Origin of the sequence: Flavobacterium sp. LC2016-13, from assembly GCF_009707955.1 — a bacterium.
Taxonomy (GTDB): Bacteria; Bacteroidota; Bacteroidia; order Flavobacteriales; family Flavobacteriaceae; genus Flavobacterium.
The window spans coordinates 190,620-208,453 of sequence record NZ_WMDQ01000002.1; the positions used below are offsets into that span (position 1 = coordinate 190,620).

The 17,834-nt window shown below is 33.5% G+C and carries 19 protein-coding genes; 7 read left to right on the forward strand and 12 right to left on the reverse strand.

The window, feature by feature from the left end; all coding sequences use genetic code 11:
- Nucleotides 1-162: 162 nt before the first annotated feature.
- Entirely contained in the window at nucleotides 163-483 is a 321-nt protein-coding gene (locus GKZ86_RS04585; protein ID WP_154781933.1) for a phosphoribosylpyrophosphate synthetase, read from the forward strand.
- An 18-nt stretch (nucleotides 484-501) separates the two neighbouring features.
- On the opposite strand, the gene GKZ86_RS04590 is transcribed toward GKZ86_RS04585, so the two are convergent.
- Nucleotides 502-867: a helix-turn-helix domain-containing protein gene (locus GKZ86_RS04590; RefSeq protein WP_154781934.1), complete on the reverse strand. Its 366-nt coding sequence runs from the start codon at nucleotides 865-867 to the stop codon at nucleotides 502-504.
- Between the two features lie 80 nt (nucleotides 868-947).
- On the opposite strand from GKZ86_RS04590, the gene GKZ86_RS04595 reads away from it, so the two are divergent.
- A complete protein-coding gene (locus GKZ86_RS04595) occupies nucleotides 948-1,826 on the forward strand; it encodes an NAD(P)H-binding protein (protein ID WP_154781935.1) in 879 nt (292 codons plus the stop codon).
- Between the two features lie 71 nt (nucleotides 1,827-1,897).
- Here GKZ86_RS04595 and GKZ86_RS04600 read toward each other — a convergent pair whose 3' ends face one another.
- The 4 genes from GKZ86_RS04600 to GKZ86_RS04615 form a co-directional block, all read right to left on the reverse strand.
- Nucleotides 1,898-4,288, reverse strand: coding sequence for a mechanosensitive ion channel domain-containing protein (locus GKZ86_RS04600; RefSeq protein WP_154781936.1), 2,391 nt, complete (start codon nucleotides 4,286-4,288; stop codon nucleotides 1,898-1,900).
- Nucleotides 4,289-4,452: 164 nt separating this feature from the next.
- Nucleotides 4,453-4,839 carry a DUF5367 family protein gene (locus GKZ86_RS04605; protein WP_154781937.1) on the reverse strand — a complete coding sequence of 129 codons (387 nt, stop codon included), beginning with the start codon at nucleotides 4,837-4,839 and terminating at the stop codon, nucleotides 4,453-4,455.
- A 10-nt stretch (nucleotides 4,840-4,849) separates the two neighbouring features.
- Nucleotides 4,850-5,683, reverse strand: coding sequence for an NAD(P)H-binding protein (locus GKZ86_RS04610; RefSeq protein ID WP_154781938.1), 834 nt, complete (start codon nucleotides 5,681-5,683; stop codon nucleotides 4,850-4,852).
- 70 nt (nucleotides 5,684-5,753) lie between these two features.
- The gene (locus tag GKZ86_RS04615) at nucleotides 5,754-6,632 is read right to left on the reverse strand and encodes an AraC family transcriptional regulator (protein WP_154781939.1); all 879 of its coding nucleotides are present in this window, start codon (nucleotides 6,630-6,632) and stop codon (nucleotides 5,754-5,756) included.
- Nucleotides 6,633-7,046: 414 nt separating this feature from the next.
- Here GKZ86_RS04615 and GKZ86_RS04620 point away from each other — a divergent pair, with 414 nt between their 5' ends.
- From GKZ86_RS04620 to GKZ86_RS04635, 4 genes are all read left to right on the forward strand, one after another.
- Complete coding sequence (locus GKZ86_RS04620; protein WP_154781940.1) at nucleotides 7,047-7,286, forward strand: hypothetical protein; 240 nt, start codon at nucleotides 7,047-7,049, stop codon at nucleotides 7,284-7,286.
- 43 nt (nucleotides 7,287-7,329) lie between these two features.
- Entirely contained in the window at nucleotides 7,330-9,699 is a 2,370-nt protein-coding gene (locus tag GKZ86_RS04625) for a hypothetical protein (RefSeq protein ID WP_154781941.1), read from the forward strand.
- A 165-nt stretch (nucleotides 9,700-9,864) separates the two neighbouring features.
- Nucleotides 9,865-10,077 (forward strand): hypothetical protein, encoded by a 213-nt coding sequence (locus GKZ86_RS04630; protein ID WP_154781942.1) that lies wholly within the window; start codon nucleotides 9,865-9,867, stop codon nucleotides 10,075-10,077.
- Nucleotides 10,078-10,082: 5 nt separating this feature from the next.
- Complete coding sequence (locus GKZ86_RS04635; RefSeq protein ID WP_154781943.1) at nucleotides 10,083-10,868, forward strand: Fic family protein; 786 nt, start codon at nucleotides 10,083-10,085, stop codon at nucleotides 10,866-10,868.
- Between the two features lie 8 nt (nucleotides 10,869-10,876).
- On the opposite strand, the gene GKZ86_RS04640 is transcribed toward GKZ86_RS04635, so the two are convergent.
- The 7 genes from GKZ86_RS04640 to GKZ86_RS04670 all read right to left on the reverse strand — a co-directional run bounded on the left by GKZ86_RS04640 (nucleotide 10,877) and on the right by GKZ86_RS04670 (nucleotide 16,413).
- Nucleotides 10,877-11,587 (reverse strand): AAA family ATPase, encoded by a 711-nt coding sequence (locus GKZ86_RS04640; protein WP_154781944.1) that lies wholly within the window; start codon nucleotides 11,585-11,587, stop codon nucleotides 10,877-10,879.
- A gap of 101 nt (nucleotides 11,588-11,688) precedes the next feature.
- The gene (locus tag GKZ86_RS04645) at nucleotides 11,689-12,255 is read right to left on the reverse strand and encodes a cysteine hydrolase family protein (RefSeq protein WP_154781945.1); all 567 of its coding nucleotides are present in this window, start codon (nucleotides 12,253-12,255) and stop codon (nucleotides 11,689-11,691) included.
- Between the two features lie 76 nt (nucleotides 12,256-12,331).
- Complete coding sequence (locus GKZ86_RS04650; RefSeq protein WP_154781946.1) at nucleotides 12,332-13,294, reverse strand: GlxA family transcriptional regulator; 963 nt, start codon at nucleotides 13,292-13,294, stop codon at nucleotides 12,332-12,334.
- A gap of 13 nt (nucleotides 13,295-13,307) precedes the next feature.
- The gene (locus GKZ86_RS04655; protein ID WP_154781947.1) at nucleotides 13,308-14,195 is read right to left on the reverse strand and encodes a dienelactone hydrolase family protein; all 888 of its coding nucleotides are present in this window, start codon (nucleotides 14,193-14,195) and stop codon (nucleotides 13,308-13,310) included.
- 135 nt (nucleotides 14,196-14,330) lie between these two features.
- Nucleotides 14,331-14,624 (reverse strand): DUF3861 domain-containing protein, encoded by a 294-nt coding sequence (locus GKZ86_RS04660; protein ID WP_154781948.1) that lies wholly within the window; start codon nucleotides 14,622-14,624, stop codon nucleotides 14,331-14,333.
- A gap of 14 nt (nucleotides 14,625-14,638) precedes the next feature.
- Complete coding sequence (locus GKZ86_RS04665; protein WP_154781949.1) at nucleotides 14,639-15,370, reverse strand: LytTR family DNA-binding domain-containing protein; 732 nt, start codon at nucleotides 15,368-15,370, stop codon at nucleotides 14,639-14,641.
- Complete coding sequence (locus tag GKZ86_RS04670; RefSeq protein ID WP_154781950.1) at nucleotides 15,370-16,413, reverse strand: sensor histidine kinase; 1,044 nt, start codon at nucleotides 16,411-16,413, stop codon at nucleotides 15,370-15,372. Before GKZ86_RS04670 ends, GKZ86_RS04665 begins: the two co-directional genes overlap by 1 nt.
- 264 nt (nucleotides 16,414-16,677) lie before the next feature.
- Here GKZ86_RS04670 and GKZ86_RS04675 point away from each other — a divergent pair, with 264 nt between their 5' ends.
- Complete coding sequence (locus tag GKZ86_RS04675) at nucleotides 16,678-17,832, forward strand: efflux RND transporter periplasmic adaptor subunit (RefSeq protein ID WP_154781951.1); 1,155 nt, start codon at nucleotides 16,678-16,680, stop codon at nucleotides 17,830-17,832.
- Nucleotides 17,833-17,834: the final 2 nt, after the last annotated feature.

Genomic DNA, 17,834 nt, shown 5'->3' on the forward strand with positions numbered 1-17,834 from the left:
CTAAACTCAACAGTAATTCTATGATATATCGCTAAAATAGAAAATGTTATTGTTTGTAATTGATTAAATATCAGTTTTTTAAATTAAGGTACGCTATTTGGTTTCATAAATATGAGACTTAAAATAGAATAGACAATAAAACAAAAAATTAAAACTTAAAATATGGAAAACCCAAACCAACAACCCTCATTTGATACCGTTACCGAAGCTTTACTTTGGTTAAGCAATCAGGGATTTACAAAAGATTTTAATATTGCCGAAGATTGTATTGTATTCAATAACGGAAAACAATCTTTATCGCCGGATGAATTTAATATCGAATATTATTTCCGTTTTGAAGGTGATACAGATCCAGGAGATGAAGATATAGTTTACGGAATAAGTTCTGTAAAAAATGATATTAAAGGTGTTTTAATGAGTGCTTTTGGCATGTATGCTGATTCAATATCAGTTGAAATGATTAAAAAGCTGGCCGTTCATTAATTAAATTATGTGATTTAGTTAAACACTAAAAATGCCATCTTTTTCTTTAAATGCCCAAGCTGCCATTGCTTCAATAACAGGGATTAAACCGCTTCCGGCTTTACTCAATCGGTACGTTACGAATGGAGGCACAACAGGTTTTGCTTCTCTGATAACAAGACCATCTGCCTCTAATTGTTTCAAATGCTGAATAAGCATTTTCTCGGATATTGCCGGAATTGTTCTTTTTAGTTCGCTATAACGCTTATCGCCAAGCGATAAATGATAGACGATAATAGGTTTCCAATAACCGCCAATTTTTTCCATTACATACGTTACGGGACAATTATCTAAGGCATACTTCTTGTTTTCCTGAATTGTCGATGATTCTTTAATTGCTGTCATGTTACATACTTTCGGGTGAGTACTTGTATAAAAGTAAGTACAAATATACCTTTGTTTCTGTAAAATCAAAACAATTAAAGATGAAAATTATAATTACAGGTTCTTTAGGGAACATCGGAAAACCATTAACAACAAAACTTGTTGCTGCAGGACACAACGTAATGGTTATCAGCAGTAATGAAGACAGAAAAACAGCAATAGAAAATTTAGGCGCAAAAGCTGCAATTGGTTCTGTTAGTGATACTGCTTTCCTGGCACAGACTTTTGCCGGAGCTGATGCTCTTTTTGCTATGACGCCGCCAAATTTAGGAGGTTCAAATGTAATTTTGAATACGGTAAATGCAGGGAAATCTTTTGCAGAAGCAATAGAAAAAGCAGGAGTAAAGCGTGTTGTAATGCTTAGCAGTATTGGTGCTCATTTAGAAAACGGAACTGGGCCAATTAAAGGACTTTATCAAATTGAAAAATTGTATGAGAAATTAGAAAATACTGCCGTTACATTTTTACGCGCAGGATTCTTTTTCACCAATTTATACAATGATGTTCCAATGATAAAAGGAGCGGGAATAATTGGTTCTAATTATTCAGCAGATACAAAAATACCTTTTGTACATCCTGAAGATATTGCAACCGCTGTAGCCGAAGAATTGCAAAAAGAAACTTCTGGTAAAAATATTCGTTACATCATTAGTGATGTGCGCATGCCTGCAGAAGTGGCAAAAGTTTTAGGAACCGCAATTGACAAAACAGATTTACCGTGGATTGAATTTACTGATGAGCAATCGTTGCAAGGAATGGCACAAGCAGGATTACCGGAGGAGATTGCAGGTTTATATACTGAAATGGGTTCAGGATTACGAAGCGGAAAAATTGCAGAAGATTTCTTTAAAACTAATGCTTCTGTTGATGGAAAAATAAAACTGGAAGATTTTGCAAAAGAATTTACAGCAAAATTCTAATAGTATGTTTCAAAAAAAAAGCCGTCAAATTAATATCTGACGGCTTTTTGATTTTAAGAAGAATCCTTTTTCTATGATGAAAAAGTTAATCCTTTAGCTTTAAAATTGCTAAACATAACTTGTCTTGCACTACTAACGGTTTCTTCGGTACGGTAAATACTGCACCAGAATTTAATCAGGATTTTATATTTTCCGTCAGAAATGGCAGTATAATAAATTTGCGAAGCTTTTGTATTATTTACTAACGGAAGACTTTCTAACGATTCGTTTATAATTACATTAATATCTTCAGGATTAATATCTCCGGTAACTTCAATTGAAATTTCTACTAATTTAAAATTGTCAGTATACGTCCAGTTTGTAATGTTTTGCGATAATAAATTTCCATTCGGAATAATGATTTCTGCACCATTTGGAGCATTGATTTTAGTCGTACGAAGTCCCATCGATTTTACACGGCCAGATTCAGAACTAATATCAATTACATCTCCAATTTGAATAGGTTTATCAAAAATCAAAATAATACCCGAAACAAAGTTGTTTACCACATTTTGCAATCCAAGTCCAACACCCACACCTAAAGCTCCTAAAAGTATACTCAATTTATCCAAAGGCATTCCAGAAGCGGCAACGGCCAAAAGATAACCAACAATTAAGACCACCAATCGGGTAATTAACAATTTAGAATGTTGTCTTTTATTGATGTTTTCTTCGTTTTCATCATCAATTTCACCAAAAAAGTACGCTACATATTTCTGCAATAAATGCGCTGTCCAGATAATAATAAAAAACAGCACAATATTTCCTAAAGTAAAAGTTATGCTTCCTATTGTATTAGGATGGCTCAGAACTGATCCTAATGAAGTTCGTAAAGATTCCCAAATATTTAAATTTGAAGCAATTACCACAAGCCACATATAACTGATAACAATTATAAAGGGTTTTTTAAGCGTATCTGATAAACTTTCGTGATCAAAAAGCTTTTCGATATCACGTTTAAGGCGAGTTGTATATATCTGTAAAATAATGATTTCCAGAATTATTTTCAATAAAACACTAAGCGCAACAATTTGAGTAAGCGATATAAAAGCCGTTAAGCTAAGCATATTTGAAAGCGAAACGCGTCCAAAAAGATTGTAAAGTATAGATAAACCATTTAAACCAATAAAAATAATACTGGCCCATTTAAAGAAACCTTTAATATACAATTCATCTTTAATGCTCTTGATTTGCACCAAACCATAACGAATTCCGAAAACATTAATGGCAATAAAACAACAACGTTGAAACAAGCCAACTCCAATAAATAAATCAAGGAAACAAAGCGCCAGGAATAATCCTAAAAGCAGCAGCCAGTTTCGCATTGATTTTCCGGACCATTTATTCTTGAAAAGGAGCGTAAGAGCACCAAGTAAAATAAGATGAAGCAATTCTATAAAAAATGCCGGAGCGTACAAATTACCAACAATAGCAATGTTTAAACCAATTACAATAACCGGAATAATTACACCTCTGTTAAGATATTTAAAATTAAAAGAAGCAAGTTTTTCGGTATGTCCATTATCCTTTAAGTAGTTTAGATTACGTCTGATATACCAACCCAGAATTCCCATTAAAAAAGCCAAAGTGATTAATCCGCCCGCACGATAACTTAAATAATAAGCCGCGACGCTTTCTTCTATAATGACTTTTGCTTTGATATTTTGGGCAACTTGTTTTTTGGTAACAGAATCGTTGATGCTCCATAAAAAAGGATATTCTTTTTTAAGCATACTAATTCCGGACTTTTCAAGCTTATTTTCTACAGTAATCAAAGCATTTGAAACTGCAATTTTTCGCTGAACCGTTAATCGCTTATTCGTATTTAAAATGCCCTGATTTTTAGTCATTAAACTATCAGTAGCTTTGTATCTTTTTCTAAGATTTCCAAATTCTTTTTTAAACTGTTTACGTTTTATAGTGTCTTTTATAAGACTCATTAAGGTATTATCCTTACGAAGTTCGATAAAACGGCTTTTGATTTTTTCAAGATTCTGATTGCGTAAATTAATCGCATTGTTTTGATCGTCAAGTTCCTGCTGGATTTCTTTCAGTACAATACGATACATTTGCTGGTTACGCACGTTTGGGTTTGCGCCGCTCAAACTGTTTAAGATTAAATCAAGTTTGCTTTGCGTTCTTTTAATTTCTCCAAATAAATGGTGACTTGCTCCATCAAAATCGGCATCGTTGTAAGCAGATTCCATAACAGCACCGGCTTTTTCAATAGCCATCAAATAATCGCTATCTGTTGTGGTTTCTTCAAATAATTTGGATTTGCTGACTGTTTTAGAACTTTTAGCTTTTATGCTATCCGTTTTTAAACTATCTGTTTTCGCAGCAGCAGTTTGCGAGTAGGAATGTGATGCAAAAAGCAACACGGTAAGTAAGGCGAATAAAATAGAATTTTTCTTTTGCGTCATAATTTTAAGAATGAGTTTTGGGTGCTCAAATTTAATTTTTTTTTAGATGACTTTAGATAGCATAACAGTAAGTTTATAATAATAAAAGGTAAAAAAGTCCAATTAAATAAAATTGAACTTTTTTATGAATCTTCTTAAGAAGTTCTTTTGATGTAATTGATGTTTCAACGATTGTTTCTAACTTGATTTCTCCAATAAAAATAAACGGTCAAAATATTTAAAGAAACCAATATCCAAAGCACCGGATTACTGAAAAAATGATGATAACTTCTCCCATTTGGAATTTCAAAAAACGGCACTGTTATTATAATATCTAACAACAAAACTATTATAGACATAGTTATACCAATAACAAAGCCGTGAATTTTAGATCCGCTTTTATAATAAATTTTGGCACTTTCGTTAGCATAAAAAATAATCAAAAGCATCACCAATGCGGCTTGCAGCGGGAACGAACTATTTACCAACGGAACAAAACTTAAGATATAAAACGAAATGCTTACAGCAATCCAGACTAATATGCCAGGCAAAAGAATTTTTACATAATTCATAACTATAAGATTAAACGGTTATCGTATTCCAGATTCCCGTTTCGGCAGTTTCCTTTGCATAAGCTGCAAAATCAGTTGGTTTTCTGCCCAGTACTTTTTCAATATCATTTGTAATATGAGAATTTCGTCCGTCTAAAACCTGTTCAAAAAGATAATTGACAAGCCAGATATGATCTTCGGGAATTTGATATTCTCGCAGCATTTGTTTGTATTCTTCTAAAGTTAATGCCTGAAACTGAATCTCTTTATGAGTTACTTTTGCAATTTCTGCAACAGCTTCAGGAAAAGTTAACAATCTTGGTCCGGTAAGTTCGTAAGTCTGATTGTTATGATCGTGCAAAAGACATTCTGTAACCACATCGGCAATATCATTGGCATCGGTAAAAGGTTCGAGTGCTTCAGCTCTTGGCAAAGCGACAAAACCGGCTAAAATGGGTTCGAGAAAAAAGCTTTCGCTAAAGTTTTGGTTAAACCAGCTCGCTCTTACAATTGTCCAGTTTTTTGCTGTATTTTTTATAATTTCTTCACAAATCTGGGCTTCTTTTTCGCCTCTTCCGGATAATAAAACCATCTTTTGCACACCAAGTTTTGTGGCAAGAACAACAAATTGCTGAATAATTTCTGCAGCGGCAGGAACAGCTAAATCCGGTTGAAAAGTAATGTAAACAGAATCGATATCTTGTAAAACAGCCGACCAGGTTTCAGGATTTTCCCAATCAAAAGGTTGAGCTGTACTTCTGGAGCCAATTCTAATTTCTACTTCGTTTATTTTTTGCAAACGTTCAACGACTCTGCTTCCTGTTTTTCCGTTAGCACCAAGTACTAAAATTTTCTGGTTATTCATATCAATATTTTTTAGTTAATACTGATACAAAGGTGTTTAGGAATAAATTAAATCATTTGTCGCAAAAGAATTACGATTTGTTTGAAAAGCTTTTTTGTTTGATTTCAATAGGTCTTGCTCCAAATTTTTTATAAAAAGCATTCGAAAAAGAACCAAGACTTTCATAACCAACTTCCCAGGCGGCTTCCTGAACTGTTTTATCGCTGTTTTGCAACAATTCATAAGCTTTGTTAAGACGTTCTTCCTGTATATATTTAAAAACCGGAATTCCGAACAACTCTTTAAAGTTCTTTTTTAGTTTGCTGCTATTGAGTCCAACCATTTTAGAAAGCTGTGTAATCGATGGCGGCTGCGAAAAGTTATGAGACACTATTTCTTTGGCCTTAAAAAGCTTGTTTTTATCTTTTTCTGAAAAGAATTCTTTTTGCTCGCTTGCCAACAATCCAAAAAAATGAGCTAAAAGTTCATTGATCTGACTTTTTAGAAACATTAATCTCGTATTGCCGGTATAATTGGTGTTGAAAATTTTATGAACCGCAAGTTGCATATCCAGCGTCATATAAAAAGAAGGTCCTTTTACAAAATGTTCCTGAGGATTTAATAATTGAGGTAAATATTTTTCGAAAATTTCCTTTTCTGCCTGCGATAGCAAATGCATGTTTTTTAATTTAGAAAAAATACTAATCGACTGTAGTGGTTTTCCGGGTTCGATTTTGTGAGAAAATTCTACTTTCTGATTTCCAAAAAAACAAATAGCCAAACCGGTTGTATTGGTTAAATATTTTGTTTGCTGGTTATGTTTTATTTCTAATTCGACATTGCCAGAACCATAAAAAGCAAATCCCACAGCATCACCATCTATTTCACATTTCTGAGTAAATGTTTTTGATGCATTCGATTGTTCGATTAAAACAATAAAGTGGTTTAATTCGAGTATATCGGTTGTCATGCTTACTAAGTTTATGATTTAAATAAAACACAAATTAGGTAAAAAAATGATCTTTAATTTTCAAGCATGCATCATTAAAAAAGGCTTCAAAAATGCTTAATCGAAAATTGTTGGATGAATATTTTCCGGCTCTCTAAATATTGTTTTTTAGAAGCCAAAACGCTTTTAATCATGCTAATGTATAAATTTTTTTGAAACGAAAAGTTTTTAAAAATAAAAATTTTTCATGTTTTCATGTTTCAAAATAGCGCAATTGATGTTTCATTTTATCGCATGAAACATGTTTGCAGGATATTATTGCGCACTTATTCCTAATTTAGATTCATCAAATTATAGCTTTCCGATTTGTTGTGTAGTATTTGTATTGTTTTAGCTTAAAGACCACTAAATTTTTAATACAAAAAATCCATTTTTATGTCTCTTCCAAACGAATTATACAATGCAAAATTTGCAGAATATCTCGATTCTCTTAAGATTTTATATTTAGTAGATGATAAGTTTAAGGAAATCTGTGATGAATATTGTAAGAGTAAAAATAGTGCTGAAAAATATAAGAAAAAATTTGAAAAAGACTTTCGGCACAAATTAGAATATGAAAATTTATCCAAAGAATTAGAAGAAGAAATATTGATTTACCTGATACGAAAAGAGTGAAGAATCGAGCGAAGTAAAACCTTAAAAAGAAATAAATTAAATTATGAAAAAGATACTCTCAAGCATAATATTTAGTGTTGTTTTACTATTTTTCTCCTGTAAAAAGGATAATAAAGATGAAAATCTAGCCGATTTAACAAAGAAATCAATTGCTGATTCTACTGCCACAACCGATATTGGCTGGCCTCGGGAAGTAAACAACAATGGCTCAAAACTGATTTATTATCAGCCTCAAGTCGATCAATGGAGAGATTTTAAACAATTAACGGCAGATATTGCATTTTCTTTGACTCCAAAAGACGGAAAAGAAGTTTTAGGCGTTGCTTCTTTGCAGGTAGAAACTTTGGTTGATAAAGATTCTCATAATGTATTTTTTAAAAATGTAGAAGTTACTGATATAAGATTTCCTGCTCTTGACGAGAAACAAACACCTCAGATGGAGAAATTATTTAAAGAATTAATGCCAAAAAGTGGAAATCCGATTGCTTTAGATCGTGTTATGGCTGGCTTAAGCCGAAGTCATACTCCTGCAAAAGGTGTGGCTGTTAAAAATGATCCTCCAACAATTTTTTATAGTGCAAGTCCGTCAATTTTATTAATTGTTCAGGGCGAACCGGTTTTGGCTCCAATAGAAAAAACAAGTTTGAGTTATGTTGTGAATACCAATTGGGATTTGTTTTTTGATAAGCCTTCAAAAAAGTACTATTTATTGGCAGAAAATGTGTGGCTTACGGCTACAGATTTAAACGGAAAATGGACAAAAACTCAAAATTTACCAAAAGAAATGAACAATTTGCCATCCGGACAAAATTTTGATGATGTCAAAAAAATGGTTCCGGCTCAAGCTATTAATGTAGATTTGCAGGTTTTCTTTAGTAATAAACCGGCAGAACTTATTTCAGTAAACGGAGCTCCTAAATTTTTAAAAATTCCAGGAACAGAATTAATGTATATCGATAATACTGATAATGACGTTTTTGCCGATGAAAAAGACGGACAATATTATGTATTGCTTTCCGGCAGATGGTTTAAGTCTAAAGAATTGACGGGACCGTGGAGTTATGCTACTACCAGTTTACCTGCAGATTTTGCAAAGATTCCTAAAAATTCACCTCGTGCGAGTGTTTTAGCTTCTGTTCCGGGAACGGAAGAAGCGAGTGATGCAGTAATGCTTGCGCAGGTGCCTACAACTGCAGTGATAAAAAAAGCTGATGCCGAAGCTAAAGCAAAGGTAAATTATGATGGAACACCGCAATTTAAACCAATTGAAGGAACCTCACTTCAGTATGCGAGCAATACACAAGAGAAAGTAATAAAAGTTGGTGATATGTATTATTTGTGTTTTCAGGCAGTTTGGTTTATGTCGACTACACCAAACGGACCGTGGAAAGTAACTACTTCTGTACCTAAAGAAATTTATTCTATTCCGCCGAGTTCACCTGTTTATAATGTAACTTATGTAACGCAAACAAATGTTACCGATACAACGGTAGAAAGTAGTACTACAGCAGGCTATTTTGGGGCTTTTATTGCAGGTGCAATAATTGGTTCAGTACTTACGTATGGAACTGGATTTTATTATCCACCTTATTTTTATTACGGTCCAATGTATCCTATTTATCGTCCCTGGCCTTGTACGTATGGTGTTGGAGCTGTTTATAATCCTTGGACAGGCGGCTGGGCTGCCGGAAGAGCGGTTTATGGACCTTACGGATCAGCAGGAACTTCGGCATGGTATAATCCTGCGACAGGAAGATATGGCCGTTCTGCAAGTGTTCAGGGTTGGTATGGCGGACGCACGGTTGCTCATTCGTACAATCCGTGGACTGGAAATTATGCAGCTACAGCACAAGGACATAACGCATACGCACAATGGGGACATTCGGCAGCGACAAATGGTCGTGATTGGGTTCAGACAGGGCATGTAACTACAAGACAGGGAACTGCAATTGGGTATAAAACTTCGGGTGGAAATGAAGGTGTAATTACGCATCATAGAGGCGGAGGAACTACCATTCATACTAATGATAATTTGTATGCAGGACATGACGGACACGTTTATAAAAAGGATGCTAATGGAAATTGGAGCCATTATAATAATGGTAACGGTGGCTGGACTCAGGCGGGAACATTAGGTTCTGCACAAAATTCCGGAGAAAAAATCCAGCGTCCGGCAGATAAAATTCAAAATAATAATCTGGATTTACAAAAATCAGACAGAGTTTTAGGTTCGCCTGATAAACCACTCGGAGAACCGGGTCGTGCCAACACAATTGACGGTCTTAATAAATCTGATTTTGCAAGGGACAGAGGAGAAACGCAAACTAGAAATTTTCAAAACTTTCAACGAAGTGGCGGATTAGGTAGCGGCGGTGGTCTTAGAGGCGGCGGAGGCGGCTTTAGACGCCGATAAAAATCATTTTTACTTTATTTTGTTTTACAGCGTTTAGAAATTTTCTAAACGCTGTATTTTTTTATTTATTCAAAAACTCCAATTCTTCAATAATTTGCTTTTATTACGGGTTGAATTTTATATTGATCATGTTAGACTTATTAAAGTATTTAATACCTTTGCAATATGTTAGTTACTAGACAAGACATAATTGCATTAAGAAATTTATCAACGACAAAAGATCTTGTTGCTGTTGATACGATTCCGAGTACTTTTAAAAAAGATTTCCAGTTATTCTTCTTTGGAAAAACTTTTTTAAAAAAAGACAATGCTTTATTTGCATACCCTCACGATATTAAAAATTGGACACGTTTTATGTTTAATAAATATAACGGATAGTATTTATGCTTCCAGATTATTTAATAAACTTCAATACTGCACTTTTAAAATTTCAAGAAAAATTTCCCAGAGAAAATTGGTCAGAAGAATTTAAAGATTCTTTAATCAATGATTATTCTTTTTATTCTGCCAGAGTTGAAGATTCTAAACTTCAATACGGTGATACTATTCGTTTTCTTAATAATGAAAGTGTACGCGGCATTAATCTGGATTCATTGCTAGGTATTTCAGAACATCAATTAGTTTTAAAAAATCTTTTGCAAAACTTGGACAATTTTGAATTTACAGAAGAAACAATAAAGAATGTACATGCTTCTTTAATGAGTTCTCCATTATCTTGGGAAACGGATTTTAAACTTGAGTTGGTTGGTAATTATCGTAATGTTCCCACAGTTGGATCCAGAGAGCCTTTTTTTGAAAATAAAGAGTACGCTCCTCATTACAATCTTGAAATAATTATGGCAAGTTATTTAAATCTGTTTAATTCCAGATTGAATGATATAGATAATTTAGATTTCCAAAAACATTTACTAACAGGAATAGCTTACTTTCATAACAAATTTTTAAACGAGATTCATCCATTTGCAGATGGTAATGGCAGAGTTTGCAGAATAATGATTGGTGCTATCTTAATGTCACATAATTGTCCTCCAATTTTTCCTGAAATAAATAGTCAGGAACAACAAATTGAATACATATCAAAAATTGTTCAATGTGAAAATGAAAAGAGCGATCTCCCTCTAATTGAGTATTTCGCAAATGGGATGACTCATTATCTAAATCGTATTTAATCTAGTTTTTACCGATTCAAAAGCTCCAATTCTTCAATAATTTGCTTTTTCATTATAGTATGAATATAATCTTTTGCCTCTGCATAAGAAATAGCATATTTACGTGGAATATTTTGTAAATGAGCCGGAAAAGTATTTAATATTTTATCATAATAAACGTCTAGTTCTTTTTCGTTTGGCATTTCAAATTTTAATCGTATTTGAAACCTTCTCAATAAAGCGATGTCAATACTGTGATAATGATTTGTGGCGCAAATAAGTAAGCTTTCATTGGGCAAATAATCAATCAATTGAATAATAGTGTTTACTAGACGTCGCATTTCGCCAACATCTTTATCGTCGCTGTCACGGCTTTTTCCTATTTGGTCAAATTCATCTAAAAATAAAACTGCTTTTTCGCGAATTGCCTTGTCAAAAAGAGCTTTTATATTTTTGGAAGTTTCACCAATTCGGGCATTAATTAAAGTACTTAAATTGATGATTACAATATTTTTATCTAAAGCCGTTGCAATAGCTTTTGCAGTTGTTGTTTTGCCACAGCCGGAATGTCCGTGCAGTAAAATTTTATGATCTACTTTAAGATTGTACTTTTTTAATTCCTCAATATATTGATGCTCTTTGATCGTTTGTGCTAAAGCAGATTTATTTTCATCACTAAAAAGCACATCACTCAATGCTATTTTTTCGGTATCGTTTACGGTAAGTTCGTACAGATTCATCTGAGTTTTTATTTGCTGCAAAATTAGATTTTATTCCGCAATATTCTCGGTAGAAATTTGCTTTCCCAAAACCGATTTCAAAAAACAGATATTTTAATTCTTTATAGCAATTCAAAAAGTTTTTCTGTAGTAATTACTTCTGCAAATTCATTGTTTAAACTGGCTAAACTGGTTTGATGAATTAATTCTGAATCAAATTTTTCACCATTAATTCCAATTCTGTCAAATGTAGCCGTGGCATCTGCGATTAATAAGTTTTCATAACCGTAATTTCCTGCCATTCGGGTTGTAGTAGAAACGCAATGATTTGTAGTTAACCCAACAATAACAAGATTTGTTATTCCTTGTGTGTCAAGTCTTTCTTTTAAATCTGTTCCGATAAAAGCACTGTTTACGTTTTTTGAAATGATTGGTTCTCCGTCAATTGGTTTTACTTCGTCTTTGATTTCAAAACCTGGATTTGAGGCATGTAATTTTGAATTTGGATGTACAGAACTGTGAACAATATGAAAAATAGGCAATTGAAGTGTTCTCCATTTTTCAAGAATTTGAGCCATTTTTGCTTCAGCATCTTTGTTATTTCGGTTTCCGCCCCAAAAATCTTCTTCGTTAAAACCTTTTTGAACGTCAATTATAATTAAAGCCGGATTTTTTTCTCTTAGTTTCATTTGTATCTCTTTTTGATTATTAGATTACAAATGTAGTTTGGTACTTATTGTTGAAAAAGGACAAACAATAGTCGTTTTAAGCCAGTATGTTTTTAATCGTTGTTGGCAATGCATAAACATGCTGATCCAGAACAACTCTTAATTGTTTAGAGGTTTTATAACCGCATAAATGAGCGATATGTTCTATTTTATAATCTGAATTGGCGAGCAGGCTTTTAGCCTTTTCAATTCTCAATTTAGTTCGGTATTCGGCGATTGTAATTCCCGTTTCTTTCTTAAAAATACGGGTTAGATTTCTTGGACTTATGAAAACTAAATCAGCTAAAAATTCAATATTCGAAGTCTTTTCTAAATTATAAATAATCCAATCCTGAATCGTATGAATTTTTTCGTCACGATGATTTCTGTTTTGCAAATACACGCTTTCCTGTTCGTCGCTTCCGTTTCTTCGTTTATAAACTACAAGCTCTTTGGCAATGGCAGTTGCAGCTTCTTTTCCGTGTCTTTCTTCTATTATAAACAAAGCCAAATCGATTCCGGTTACAATTCCAGCGCTGGTATATACGTTATCAGATTTGGTATATAAAGTGTTGGTTTGAACTTTTAAAAGCGGAAAATCTTTCTTCAGTTTTTCAACAAGTTTCCAATGCGTCGTACATTCTTTATGGTCTAAAAGTCCTGATTTTGCAAGCAAAAATGCTCCCGTACAAACACTGCAAATTGTTGCTTGATTTTTGTTTGCATCTTGCAGCCATTCAAAAAAAGAAGGTTCTTCAGCAAGTTTTGCTAATTGATGTGTACTAAATCCCGAAACAAAAATAATATCATTTTTTTGAGGATTTGTTTCCGTAAATTGCGTTAAAGAAGAAAGCTCTAAACCTGAATTAGAATTCATGGAAGTTTGACTGCTCACGAATTTCAACTGATAATTGAAAACCAGATTATTAGCTTCCTGAAATACTTCTACAACACCGCTTAAATCAAGTAATGAAACATGTTTAGGAATGTAAAAATAAACCGTTGATTTTAATTTTGTCATTTAAAAGAAAGTTCTATTTTAGTTTTTCCTTAAAAAAAGCAATAGTTCTCGTCCATGATAAAGTGGCGGAAGCTTCGTCATATCTTGGTGTTGTATTATTGTGAAAACCATGATTTACGTTTGGATAAAAGTAAGCGGTATTTTCTACTTTATTTTTGTTAAGCACTTCCTGATAAGCCGGCCAGCCTTCGTTTACACGAGTGTCTAAACCTGCATAATGCAATAACAAAGGCGTTTTTATGTGTTCGGCTTCTTCTTTGGTCGGTTGTCCGCCGTAATAAGGAACGGCTGCGGCCAAAGTAGGTATTTTAACGGCCATCATATTAGAAATCCATCCACCAAAACAAAATCCTACTACGCCAATGTGACCGTTGCAATCTTTGTGTACTTTTAAGTATTCATAAGCGGCAATAAAATCCTCGAGCATTTCTTCTTTGGTTCGCTTTTTTTGCAATTCACGTCCGTCATCGTCATTGCCGGGATAGCCACCTAAAGGCGATAAAGCATCGGGAGCAAGTGTTATGAAACCTTCGATTGCAGCACGTCGACCAACATCTTCAATATACGGATTAAGGCCTCGGTTTTCGTGTACAACGATTATTCCGGGTAATTTCTTTTTGGTTTCAGAAGGTTGGGAGAGAAGCCCTTTAATACTGCCGCCGCCTTTTGGAGAGTTGTAATTTATATAACCCGTTTTTAATCTTGGATCTGTTGGAGGAACCAAAATGCTGTCGACATAATTGGGTGTCATAAAACTTAAAAGCGAAGGCAACGTAACGGCTCCTACAGCAAATATGGAGAGTTTTTCGACAAATTGTCTTCTGTTGATTTTATTATGAGCGTAATCATCATATAAATCAAATACTTCCTGACTGATATCTTCTTTGGTTAGCTTTTCCATAATTATTTAATTTTTGAAACTAAATTATGAAATAAAACGCATTATAATGATGATTATTTTTTTGCTACGAATTTCACGAATTTCCACTAATTTTTTTAAAATTTTATTCGTGGAAATTCGTGGCAAACTTTCTTCTTATAAACTTTTTAGTTTTTTCATGAAGACAGGAAATACGTCATTCAATTCTTCAAATAAAGGATTTTTGCGATGTTTTAGTTTGATTTCGCTGAACAATTTTAAACCAAGTGCAAATTGTGTTGCTTCAGATTCACTGTCGAATATATTTTTGTCTTTTATTCTTTCAATGATATCAAATATTTCGTCGTGATTATCAAATTCAATTCCCAGTTCTTTTGCCGGATGTGTATCGCCGTTTGCATATTGCTTTAGACTCAGTGTTAAGTGATATTTGTTTGATCTTTTTTCCATGGTATTTTAATTTTTTATTTGATCCATTTTTCAACAATAGCTTTAAAAGTCTCTTTGTATTGTTCACCAACGGTTATTTCTGCTTTATCAATAAATATGGAGTTTTTACTGATTGCACTAATTTTATCAAGAGAAACAATATAAGAACGATGTACTCTCATAAATTTTGAAGAAGGCAGTTTTTCTTCTAAAGCTTTTAGTGAAATTAGCGAAAGGACTGCTTTTTGAGAATCGTCGAGATGTACTTTTACGTAATCTTTTAAACTTTCGATATAAGAAATATCTTTAAGAGAAATTCTAACCCATTGATATTCTACTTTTAAGAAAATAAATTCATCATCTGCCGTAATAGACTGAAAGTGGTTAGAAGTATCTTCTGCTATTTGCAAAACCTTATTGGCTGCGCGCAAAAACTCTTCATAACTAAAAGGTTTTAAAAGATAATCAACAGCATTAACTCTGTAACCTTCAATTGCATAATGATTGTAAGCCGTAGTAAAAACAATTTTAGGTATTGTTCCCGGTTGCTCCTGCAAAAGCCTGGCCAATTCCATTCCCGTTAAGTTTGGCATATTAATGTCAAGAAAAACAACATCAGGCTGTTTCTCACGAATTAAAGTCAAGGCTTCTACAGCATTATCGCAACTCGCACACAATTCTAAAAAAGGCGTTTGTTCAATAAAAGTTTGCACCAATTTTAATGCGAGAGGTTCATCATCGACTGCTATACATTTTAATATTGTCATTATTCTAAAGTTATTTGCAGTTTTACATTATACATTCCATTTTTAGCAATTCCGGCTATTAACGAATGTTTATTTGGATAAATTAAATGCAGTCTGCGTTTTGTATTTGTTAACCCAATACCGCCTTCATCAGATGTTGAAGATTTTTCGAAATAAGTATTTTCTACTTCAAATTCGAGATTGCTTCCATGCTGCGTAAGCGAAATATGAATTTCGCTTTTATCAGTGGCATGCACACCATGTTTAAAAGCATTTTCTACTAAAGGTAGTAATAACATTGGAACAATTGGGTAATCATGAAGTTTTTGTGGAATGTCTGTAGTAATCGTTAATTTGCTGTTGGCACGAAGTTTCATCAAAGCAATAAAATCCTTCATAAAGGCGGCTTCTTTTAGCAATGTTGTCGTTTCTTCAGTACTGTAAAGCAAATATCGCATCATGCGGCTCAACGTATGCAATGCATTTCTAGAATCCTCAATATCAGTATAAGTCAGCGAATAAATGCTATTTAAGGAATTGAAGAAAAAATGTGGATTAATCTGCGCTTTTAGCATCGCCAATTCGGCCATTGTTTTATCCTGTTCCAGTTTTTGCTTGTGTTGTGCAGCTTTCTGCCAATGCTGTAACATTGCCCAACTTGTACTGATTCCTAAAACCAGTAAAGTAAGCATAAGCACATAATTGTCGAAATAAGGATTTCTGTATTTTTTAAATCCTAAAACGAGACTGATTTTATTGTGAAGATCTGTTTGAGAAGTATAAAAATAGGCAATAAACTGCATGGCAATAATGGCAAGAAAAGCCCAAATTAAATAGGGCGAAGTATTGTCTTTTATTATTGTTTTTGGAACTATGATTTTGGCATTAGAATAGAAAATAATAATTAATAAAACCAATATAATCATCTGCCAAAGCCAAAAAACAGACGGAAGCACTACATTCCATGTTATTGGAATGTAAAACAGCATAATAAACCCCAATAATAACCAGCCGAAAATGTGTATTCCGGCAAATAAATAAGGTCTTGAAATGTTTATTGACATTATAATTTATATTTTTTTTGACAATATTACATTTTATTTGAATGCAATTTGGAACCAATCGCTAAATAGAGATTTACAGTCCATAAAAACCATTTTAGAACCGACGAGTTTTAAAATTAAACACTTGTTTAGTTTTGAAGAAAATCCATCGGTTCTAAGGTTATCTCTATCGATTGTGTCAGGCTCTTCGTCTATTCGATATTTTTTGCGTATCTTAATTCTTTTATTTTGATATCGTAAATATAGAAATCACACATTTATCCAATGAATAAGCAATCTTTTTTAAGCATTTTAGCAGCATCAGTTATCATCGCCTCGTGTGGTAATAAAGACGACAAATCGGCTCAGGCCGGAGGTGCACCACAAGTTAAAGAATATAAAACACTGACTTTACAGCCAGAATCAGCAACTCTAAACACTGATTATCCGGCAAGTATACAAGGACAACAAAATATAGAAATCCGTCCGCGTGTTGAAGGATATATCGAAAAGATATATGTTGATGAAGGTGCGGTCGTAAAAGCCGGACAACCTTTGTTTAAAATTAATGCTCCTGAATATGAGCAACAAGTTCGTACGGCATCTGCCAGTATCAAAAGCGCTCAGGCAGCGGTAAGTACAGCAAAATTAGCTGTAAATAAAGTAAAACCGCTTGTTGAAAAAGAAATCATCAGTAAATATGATCTTGAATCGGCACAATATAATTACGAATCAGCTTTAGCAACCTTAGCACAGGCAAATGCAGCTTTGGTTAATGCAAAAGTAAATTTGGGTTATACAACCGTAACCAGTCCGGTTGATGGTGTTGTAGGTTCAATTCCGTTTCGTTTAGGAAGTTTGGTAAGTTCTAATAATGCAGAAGCTTTAACCACAGTTTCAAGTATTGGAAACGTTTATGCGTATTTTGCCATGAACGAAAAAGTACTTTTAAACTTTACACAAAGTACAGGTACGCTGGCTCAAAAAATCAAAGAATTTCCTCAGGTTTCCTTATTACTTTCAGACGGATCAACTTATGGAGAAAAAGGAAGAATTGAAACTGTAAACGGTTTAATTAATACAGAAACCGGTACGGTAAATATCAGAGCTCGTTTTCCAAATCCAAGAGGAGTTATCAGAAGCGGAAGCAGCACAACAGTTAGAATTCCAAACGAAGTAAAAGAAGGATTAATTATTCCGCAAAGCGCAACATTTGAGCTTCAGGATAAAATTTTCGCAGTAACTGTTGGAAAAGACGGAAAAACAAAAAATACAAATATTACGATTTTAGACAATAAAGCCGGAAATTATTATGTAGTAACAAGTGGTTTAAAGGCCGGAGATCAAATTGTTTTAGAGGGAGTTGCGACGCTTAAAGACGGAACTGAGATTAAACCTCAAAATCAAAATGCCGAAACTGTATACGCCGATTTAAAATAAGA